The 2,065-nt window shown below is 66.3% G+C and carries 2 protein-coding genes; both read left to right on the top strand.

Going from position 1 to position 2,065, the window contains the following annotated elements; genetic code table 11:
- Window positions 1–351 precede the first annotated feature (351 nt).
- Window positions 352–1,041 carry a GntR family transcriptional regulator gene (locus JUB11_RS32365; RefSeq protein ID WP_207462924.1) on the top strand — a complete coding sequence of 230 codons (690 nt, stop codon included), beginning with the start codon at window positions 352–354 and terminating at the stop codon, window positions 1,039–1,041.
- An 85-nt stretch (window positions 1,042–1,126) separates the two neighbouring features.
- Window positions 1,127–1,816: a CBS domain-containing protein gene (locus tag JUB11_RS32360; protein ID WP_207462923.1), complete on the top strand. Its 690-nt coding sequence runs from the start codon at window positions 1,127–1,129 to the stop codon at window positions 1,814–1,816.
- Window positions 1,817–2,065 lie beyond the last annotated feature (249 nt).

Below are 2,065 nucleotides of genomic sequence, written 5' to 3'. Positions count from 1 at the left end.
AACCCGCTGGTCGGCAGCATCATCACGCTCGCCCTCGTCATGCTCGTCTGGCCGATCATCTCGGCGGTCATCTCCAAGACCCGCACGCCCCCGGGCGGCGCCGTCGCCACCGAGTGAGCGCAACGACCGGTCCGCGGGGGATGTCCCCCGCGGACCGCGCCTTCTCGGGCAGGCGGCTTTCCGCCGGCGTGAACGCCTCGGCAAAACCGACCCGCACCGAGCTTTCACAATGAAGATCTCCAGCCGTCCTTCTTCTGGGCCGTCCTTCTCCCGAAGGGTCCGGTTCACCGGGCCAGGGAGCCCGAGCGGCGGGACAGGCATTGCGAAAGTGCTAAAAGGATGGCCATGACGATGACCGAGCCCGTTCTGAACATCCAAGTCCTGGACACAGGAAGCAGTATCCGCACCAAGGCCTATCAGGCCTTGAAGCAAGCCATCACCGAGATGGACATCTACGACAACAAGGACGAGATCCGCTTCGACGAACGTCAGCTCAGCAAGCGGCTGGGCGTCAGCCGGACGCCGATCCGGGAAGCCATGACTCTGCTGGAGCAGGAGGGTTTCGTACGCTCCGTGCCCCGGCGCGGCATCTTCATCATCCGCAAGACCAAGCGCGAGATCGTGGAGATGATCGAGGCCTGGGCGGCACTGGAGGGCATCGCCGCCCGGTTGGCGGCGCTCCAGGCGACCGAGGATGAGCTGAACTCGCTGAAGGACCTGTTCGCGGCCTTCGACCACCGCAAGCCGTCGGAGCATGTCTCGGAATATTCGGAGGCCAACCTGGCCTTCCACCGGCAGATCCTGCGGATGGGCCGCAACCAGTACATCATCGACACGACCGACGCCCTGTTCATTCACATGCGTGCCATCCGCAAGCTGACGATCGCGCAGGACAACCGTGCCGAACGGTCGATGATCGACCACCAGAACATCATCCGGGCGCTGGAGCACCGCAACGCGGACCTTGCCGAACGCCTCGTCCAGGAACACACGCTGGGCCTCGCCGAGCACGTCAAGCGGCACGGCGACTTCCTGCCCTGACCCGGCCGGCACCAGCGGGAACCGAAGGGGCCGCGGGCGCTTTTAAAAGGCAGCACCACCAGAAACGAAAAACAGGGAGAGGGTCATGCAGGCAAAAGACGTGATGACCACCCGGGTGATCTCGGTCACCCCCGAAACGCCGGTCGCGCAGATCGCGCAGACCCTTCTGGACAACGGCATCAGCGCCGTGCCCGTCCTGACCACCAGCGGCGAGGTCGCCGGCATCGTCAGCGAGGGCGACCTGCTGCACCGGCGGGAAATCGACACCGAGCGCCGGCCCTCCTGGTGGCTGCGGCTGCTCGGCGGCGGCGAGAGCGCCAGGGACTACACCAAGGTGCATGGCATGACCGCCGCGGACGTGATGACCCGCTCGGTCGTGTCCGCGACGGAAGACACCAACCTCAACGAAATCGCGCATCTGCTCGAAGGGCACGGGATTAAGCGCGTTCCGGTCCTGCGCGATGGCCGCCTGGTCGGCATCGTCAGCCGCGCCGACCTCGTGCGCGGCCTCGCGGTGCGCGCCCAGACGATGGCGAACACGTCGGTCGCCGACGACCGCACGATCCGCGAACGGATCGACGCGGAGCTGCGCGGCCAGTCCTGGGCGGCGAAGCTGATGGTCAACCCCGTCGTGGAGGACGGCGTCGTCCATCTCTGGGGCTTCGTGCCCACGGACGCCGACCGCGACGCGCTCCGCGTGCTGGCGGAAGGCATTCCGGGCGTGCGCTCGGTGGTCGACCATCTGGCGCGCCGCCGCTTCGTCCTGGAAAGCTGAGCCGCCCTCTTCCGAAAGGAAGCGGAATGGAAAAGGGCCGGTCTCCGACGGAGACCGGCCCTTTCCCGTTGGTGCGCCCAGCATGGGCGTTCTCTTGTGGGTGGAAGTCCCATCGTAAGCTGATCACGGCGAGCGAAGTGAAGCGCAATTGCGGAAGGGTGACCGACCGTGGGGAGGAAGCGTGGATCGAAGCCGCGGGCCGATGAACAAGAACCGGATATGAGGCGCTGCCGACCAGGGCGAGCGGGC

Source organism: Azospirillum sp. SYSU D00513 (genome assembly GCF_017356015.1).
GTDB lineage: Bacteria > Pseudomonadota > Alphaproteobacteria > Azospirillales > Azospirillaceae > Azospirillum.
The sequence above is the reverse complement of the archived record's forward strand: the minus strand, read 5'-3'. Positions and strand labels throughout refer to the sequence as shown.